We start from the raw sequence: 6,641 nt of genomic DNA, 5'->3' as shown, positions 1-6,641 counted from the left end.
GAGCAAGGGGGGCATCCGCAAGGTGGCCTTCGACTTCTCGGAAGAGCATATTCTTGCCGCGGTGGACGGCTCGCTGGCCGCCCTGCGTACCGACTATCTCGACCTTCTGCTGCTGCATCGGCCCGATGCGCTGGTGGAGCCCGAGGAGGTCGCGGCAGCCTTCGACAAGCTGCAGGCGGCCGGCAAGGTTCCCATTTCGGCGTTTCCAACCAGACGCCGGGCCAGATCGAACTGCTCAAGACCGCGGTCCAACAGCCACTGGTGGTCAATCAGGTGCAGCTCAGCATCACCCACGCCCCCCTGATCGCCCAAGGCGTTGCCGCCAACATGGCCGGTCTCGACCAGTCGATCTCCCGCGATGTCGGCCTGCTCGACTATTCCCGTCTTAGCGACATGATGCTGCAGGCGTGGTCGCCATTCCAGAAGGGCTTCTTCGATGGCGTGTTCCTGGGCGATCGCGAGAATTTCGCTGAGCTCAATGACGCCATCGACGAGCTGGCCGAAACCTATGGCGTAACGCCGACCGGCATCGCCGTGGCCTGGATCACCCGCCATCCGGCCAATATCCAGGTCGTGCTGGGCACGACCAAGCCAAACCGTGTCACCGATGCGGCAGCCGGTTCGTCCGTGCCGCTGACGCGTCACGAGTGGTACCGTCTGTTCACCGCGGCCGGACACGTACTCCCCTAACCAGCGGCCTCATTAGACGCCGATAGAGCACCGCCCCCGGATGCCCTCATTCGAGGCCGTCATGCGGATATCTCTGTTTCGCATGGCGTGGACCAGCAGGCAAAACGGACCGATCTACTTCAGCGATCGGTCAGTTGGCCACTTGCGCCGACCCAAGACTAAGTGTGGAATCCTAACGTGACTTTTTCATCTCGTGCGATCGAAACTCCAGCGCCCTGCTGCTCCACCCTCCGATGCGGCGACCTTCGCTGCATGCCGCTATGTCGCAGGTGTTGGCCGCATGGTGGGCGCGGCGCAAACTACGGCGCAAGCTTCATGGGACCGAACCGCGCCTGTTGCGAGACATAGGGGTTGATCCGAGTGAAATCTACCACAGGCACCCCAGGACGATCAGCGAAATCCCCGGCGACACACTTCCCAACTCATCGGTGTTGGTGTGAGGCTACGTCCAGGACATTCTTGCGCAGCGGTGATTGCCGGCGGAACCGAACCTGGATGGCTACATCCACGCCTTCCTTGATCACGTCGATACGCCGATTGGTGGCTGAAAGCTGCACGCGTACCTTGGGGGTGGGAGGCCAGATAGCGGGAGACGATCGCCGCAACCAGGCATCTCGGCTATCACGAACTGGTGGAGATCGCATTGCCGCTTGGTCATTCCAATCGCCAGGCTCTCGCCGTCGCCGGCGACAATGCGGGCGCGCAAAAACTGGTCGCCGAGTTCATTGATCGGTTGGGCTTCGACGCGGTCGACGTGCCGTCTCCGGTGGTCTGGTGTTGGCCCAAAGGCCCAGACCTTGCAGCGGCAGGCGCAGTGTCGGGCAATTATCGACCATGTGACCGCGTTCGCAAATCCCTTCAACGCCGCAGGCGTGCGGGCGATGCGGCAGTTGCCTCAGGTCGCGGAGCAGAGTTCCTGGTCTTAGAGCGGGCAATCGGGGCTTTAGCCGCATCAGCAGTGCGCCATCGGCAGACATTGTCCGCGCTGATCTGGCACTTTGGTCTCCTCCAACAATGAGTAAAGTCGGCCCACTGGAGGAGACGGACTATGAAGGCTTCGCGATTTAGCGAGGAACAGATCATCGGCGTGATCAAGGAGCAGCAGGTAGGGGAAGCCGACTGCCGATGTGGAGTCTGGATCAAGGTCGCGACGTGGGAGAACTCTCGGGTGTAGGCGGCATCATTTGGAAACCTGCCATTGTTGCCAGGTCGCGGTCGCCAAGGCCGGCACCTCGGCAGGTGGCACCGGTCTTGCGAACAGGTATCCCTGCACCCGCGTACAGCCCTCGTCCGCCAGGAACTGGGCCTGAATGGGCGTCTCGACGCCCTCGGCGACTACTTCAAGGTCGAGTGATTTGGCGAGGCCGATAATGGCTCGGATGATGACGGCAGACTGGTTGGTGCGGCCGATGTCGGCAATGAACGATCGATCGATCTTGAGAACCTCGACAGGGAAGTGCTTCAAGTGAATCAGCGAGCCGTAGCCGGTACCGAAGTCGTCCAGCGCCACTCTGATGCCACTTTGCGTTAGGATTTTCAACTGATCGGCCACTTCGTCGGCTTGCCGCCCCATGAACGCTGTTTCTGTCACCTCGATTTCGATCAATTCGGGCGGCACTCGAAAGCGGGCGAGACCGGCAAGCACACCGGCCGAGAAATGCCTCTCTCCCAGTTCGATGGCCGATGCGTTGATCGCAATTCGGCCGATCGGCAGGCCCCGATCGAGCCACCCCCTGATGTCGGTCAGGATGCGGGAGCGCATCCGCTCGGACAGCAACATGGCGAGCTCCGGATCCTTGAACGCCTCGATGATGGCACCCGGGGGCTGGATCCCCTTACTCGGATGACGCCAGCGCAAGAGGGCTTCAAACCCCGTGGTGCGTCCCGTCGAGAGATCTATTTGCGGCTGATAGAAGGGAAAGACTTGGTCCTCAGAGAGTGCAGTTCTTGCCTGCTCTGAAACCTGCAGAGTGCGCAGCCATTCGCGTCGCAGCCTGGGGGAGTATGGGACGGCCCTCCGTTGGGAGCCCATTCTTGCCAGCGACAGCGCCAGTTCGGCATCCTTGAGGAGTGCGTCGGCATCGCGCCCATTATCAGGAAAGACAGCAACACCCGCGTGGGTGGCGCAGTTGAGTCCTGCTCCGACCAAGTGCTTCCGGAGGCCTGCACTGATCGTGTCGGCCATCACTGCGGCACGGGACCGGTGCGGCAGTTCAGGTATGATGATTGCAAACGCATCATCTCCTACCCTGGCTACTCGCTCCGCTCCGCAACTCAGCCCCTTGAGCCAGTCGCCCACAGAACGAAGCGCGCCCTCGGCCCGTCTCTCCGCGAACTGGTTGGTGATATCCTGAAGGTGGTCGAGCCCGATCAATAGAATTCCCACCCTGCTTCCCGCGCCATCAGCCTGACGGAGAGCAGCTTGCAGACGGCTGCGGAATTGGATGCGATTGGGGAGGCCCGTAAGCGGATCGTGGTTCGATGCATCCCAGACCTCCGACTCCAGCCGCCTCCGTTCACTGATATCCGCGCAGACTCCGGAAACCCAAACGCCGTCCACACGACTGTCATCCCGAAGCCCTACTAGGTGGATACAGCGTTGGGGCTCGCCTGGAACTGAGATCTCTAGATCTAGATCTAGATCGAAGAGGTCCCCAAGCTCGATCGCGGACGCCATTTTCTCGCGTAATATGTGCCGGGTCCCCTCGGCGCAGCGGTGCAATACGTCGTCAAATGAGAGGCTCTGATCCTCGGGAAGCCCTAGAATGCGGGCGAAGCCCCTGGACACGCCAAAAGAGTTGCTCGAAGCTTCGTACTCAAAATAACCTGCCCCAATCAGTTCCTCGATGTTGCCGAACCAAGACCTCCAATGGCGCAGCCAGACGCTTCTCTCAGCCATGGTTGGCACTGGCTGATCGCCAACTGCCGCGCAACCAAGCGGCACCGCCCCGTGCGATTGACCCGTGTCGTCGGTGATTTGGAGGATCGGGTTGAGTCGGCGAAGAAGGGGTAGCGCGCGGGTCCGGGCGAGCACTTGCGCCGCCATGGGGTCACTAAGCTCCATGCCGTCAGTGTCGGCCAGTTCTCCGTGGTCACCGCGTAGGTGAAAGAAGAAGCGTGGCATTGGTTTCCTGATTAGCCAGATGTGGTCGGGCAGGCCGAAGTGAGTTCGGCCCTGGTAGCCAGAGGATCGGTGGCACCCTCAACCTCGGCCATGACGGACAGTACCGCCACCGAAGCTAGCCAGCCCGACGCGGTGATGGCAAATGCATTGATTTCACTGCGATATGTCCATCGTGCATATCGTCCAGAGAAACGGCCCCTTTGAAGTCCCACGTCGTTGTCGCTATGCAGGGGGGCTGCCATTCTATGGGGAACGCCGGATGCCGTCTCGGAAAGACGCCAAGTTTGACCTCAATTTGTTGGTCGTTTTCGATGCCGTGATGCGGGAGCGAAGCGTTACTCGCGCGGCCGAAAGATTGTCGATCAGTCAGCCGGCTTTGAGCCACGCGCTGAGGCGGCTTCGGCTAGCTATGGACGATGAGCTCTTCATCCGGACGCCAACCGGGATGGTGCCAACGCCACGCGCCGAGCGGCTAGCCCCTTCCATCCGGCAGTCGCTCGACCTGCTGCACGGATCGCTCGAGCCAACCCAGTTCAACCCCTGGACGGCGAGCAGGACGTTCCGGATTGCCGTCGACAATTACGCGGCCGTGCTGCTGGCGAGACCGCTTGTCGCCCGCGCGAGCGAGATCGCTCCCCAAGTCTTGCTCGACCTTAGGCCTGTCGATCTGCTGAACGTCCCGGATGGGTTGGACCGCGGCGAACTGGACCTCGCCTTGGGGTCGTTCGCTCATGAGGGAGAAAGATTTTCACGCAAGCGGTTGCGGCGCGATGAGTTCGTGGCGGTGTTTCGCAAAGATCATCCCGCGGCGGGTTCCAAGGACCTCTCGATCGAGGAGTTCGCGGTGCTGCGGCATCTTGAAGTCACGTCGGTTCAGCACTCGATTGCCTCCATCGACGAAGCCCTTGATCAGCAGGGACTGACACGGCGGATCGCGCTGCGGGCACCCTTCCTGGCGGCGGAGCGAATCTTGAGGACTTCCGACTTGGTTGCGGTCCTTCCCCGGCCGGTCGCAGACGAACTGGCGAGGGAAGGTCCCCTGGCGGTTCGCGGCCTGTTCCATTCCGCCTCGAGCATCGACACGGTGATGATGTGGCCGCGCCGACTGGATGATCAGCCGGCGCACCAATGGCTGCGTGAGACCGTGCAGTCGGTATGCAAGGAAGCATCACGCACGCCGCTGGCATAAGCGGTCCCAGTACGAGGCGGTCACCGATGTGCTGGAAGCACCGTGCGGAGGTTAGAATCTGTGAGTAAGAGTGTTCACGACATACCGCTGCGCGGGTCGTCCGGAACACTCCAAGGATTGCAATTATGATTCATCACGAGGCGGGAAACCCACCTTATGGAATCGGCAGTCTATTGGCCTGCGACCTCGACGGTGACGTGCGAAAGATCGTGAATGTGGGCCAGCTTGGCTTTATAGACCGCCACAGACTTGGGCGCTCGGGATGCAATCGAAACGATCGCCGCATGGTGTCCCGGCCCGACCTGCCATACGTGCAGGTCGTTGATTTTGTCACCATCGACTTCGATCAACTCGCGGATTTCTTCCGGCAGGTCTTCGCTTTCCGGCATATAGTCGAGCAGGACGCCGCCAGCATTGCGGACAAGGCCCCACGACCAACGAGCGATCACCAAAGCACCGACGACGCCCATCGCTGGATCAAGCCAGAGCCATCCATAGAAGCTGCCAAACAGCAGGGCGACAATCGCCAGTACGGAAGTGAGTGCATCGGCCAGCACGTGCAGATAGGCGGCGCGCAGATTATTGTCCTTGCCTCCGCCATGGTCATGGCCGTGCCCATCACTATGGCCATGGCCGTGGTGCGAATGATCGTCGCGCAGTACCCAGGCGCTGAGCAAGGCTGGCACCCGGCGAAACCTCGGTTCGCCGTAGCATGGGCAACAATGCCTTGCGAGCGCGGGGATAGGAGGTCAGCGAATGCAGGTGAACGTCTTTCACTCGGATTGAGGACCAGCTGCAGACCGAGCTGCTGGTGTTGCCGATGTCACCAGAGGCGGCGATACCGCCCCAATATCGCGTCGGCTGGACTTATTATGCGACGGTGGACACCGGCGACCGGATGTTCGGCGACATCGATGCTCGGGGTATCGAGGCTGAAATTGCCAGCAGCGGTTTTGCACTGGTCAAACCGGAAGCGCCGGATCGTCGGACCTATTGATGTAGAAGGTTGGCCCGCCGATTTACTCATTGCAGAAAGCCTCCATGAGGTGATCGATGGCGAGGTGGAGCTGGACTAGACCCGGCTTGCACCGTATCGCGTGAGGCCACGCGGCTTGTAGACCGACAACACGGTGGCTAGGAGCAGCAATAGGAGGCCGCCCGCACTATGGAGGATGACCGCAGCACGCCCGCCGTTCCAGGTGCCCATATTCCCTGCCATTGCGGCCTCGCCCAAGGCGTCGATGATCGGCGTCTGCAGGAGCAGTACGACGACAGCCAACACCGTGAGTGCTAATTTGAAAATGATCCAGTAATAGCGGAACAACCCCCAGGGCGTGCCCAATGACTGGGCAACCCCGAACAGCAGGGACGCCACCCCCAAAAGGCACGATGACCCACCAGTTTGATGCGGATCGCCAAGATGAGCAATGCCGAGATTGCGAAGCTCGTGGGTACTGCCCGCGATGTGGGCATCAACGTCTTCGATCACGCCGACATCTATGGTGGTGAGCTCCATCGCTGCGAAAGCCGCTTCGGGGAGGCGGTCACCTTCACCGCCGCCGAGCGCGAAGCCGTGGTGATTCAGAGCAAGGGGGGCATCCGCAAGGTGGCCTTCGACTTCTCGGAAGAGCATATTCT

The 6,641-nt window shown here is 61.0% G+C and carries 8 protein-coding genes and 1 pseudogene; 6 read left to right on the top strand and 3 right to left on the bottom strand.

Features of this window, described 5'->3' with window-relative positions; translation table 11 throughout:
- From JWR51_RS22630 to JWR51_RS24075, 3 genes are all read left to right on the top strand, one after another.
- The coding region (locus JWR51_RS22630; RefSeq protein ID WP_299753163.1) for an aldo/keto reductase at positions 1-304 on the top strand (304 nt) is incomplete at its 5' end.
- Positions 226-690 carry an aldo/keto reductase gene (locus tag JWR51_RS22625; protein ID WP_366525641.1) on the top strand — a complete coding sequence of 155 codons (465 nt, stop codon included), beginning with the start codon at positions 226-228 and terminating at the stop codon, positions 688-690. The genes JWR51_RS22630 and JWR51_RS22625, both read left to right, overlap by 79 nt.
- A gap of 233 nt (positions 691-923) precedes the next feature.
- A complete protein-coding gene (locus JWR51_RS24075; RefSeq protein ID WP_366525640.1) occupies positions 924-1,130 on the top strand; it encodes a DUF1127 domain-containing protein in 207 nt (68 codons plus the stop codon).
- 740 nt (positions 1,131-1,870) lie between these two features.
- Here JWR51_RS24075 and JWR51_RS22620 read toward each other — a convergent pair.
- A complete protein-coding gene (locus tag JWR51_RS22620) occupies positions 1,871-3,814 on the bottom strand; it encodes a bifunctional diguanylate cyclase/phosphodiesterase (protein WP_299753156.1) in 1,944 nt (647 codons plus the stop codon).
- Positions 3,815-4,073: 259 nt separating this feature from the next.
- Between JWR51_RS22620 and JWR51_RS22615 the strand changes: the two genes are divergently transcribed.
- Positions 4,074-5,003, top strand: coding sequence for a LysR family transcriptional regulator (locus tag JWR51_RS22615; RefSeq protein ID WP_299753159.1), 930 nt, complete (start codon positions 4,074-4,076; stop codon positions 5,001-5,003).
- 170 nt (positions 5,004-5,173) lie between these two features.
- Here JWR51_RS22615 and JWR51_RS22610 read toward each other — a convergent pair.
- A pseudogene (locus JWR51_RS22610) lies at positions 5,174-5,671 on the bottom strand (cation diffusion facilitator family transporter); the annotation flags it as partial.
- Positions 5,672-5,823: 152 nt separating this feature from the next.
- On the opposite strand from JWR51_RS22610, the gene JWR51_RS22605 reads away from it, so the two are divergent.
- Positions 5,824-6,000, top strand: coding sequence for a hypothetical protein (locus JWR51_RS22605; protein WP_299753155.1), 177 nt, complete (start codon positions 5,824-5,826; stop codon positions 5,998-6,000).
- Between the two features lie 75 nt (positions 6,001-6,075).
- On the opposite strand, the gene JWR51_RS22600 is transcribed toward JWR51_RS22605, so the two are convergent.
- Positions 6,076-6,378, bottom strand: coding sequence for a hypothetical protein (locus JWR51_RS22600; protein ID WP_299753153.1), 303 nt, complete (start codon positions 6,376-6,378; stop codon positions 6,076-6,078).
- A 30-nt stretch (positions 6,379-6,408) separates the two neighbouring features.
- Here JWR51_RS22600 and JWR51_RS22595 point away from each other — a divergent pair.
- A partial coding sequence (locus tag JWR51_RS22595) for an aldo/keto reductase (RefSeq protein WP_366525639.1) occupies positions 6,409-6,641 on the top strand: 233 nt, incomplete at its 3' end.

The sequence above is a fragment of the Devosia sp. genome, assembly GCF_028290625.1.
GTDB lineage: Bacteria > Pseudomonadota > Alphaproteobacteria > Rhizobiales > Devosiaceae > Devosia.
Note: the sequence above shows the minus strand (reverse complement) of the source record. Positions and strands in the feature narration are given on the sequence as shown.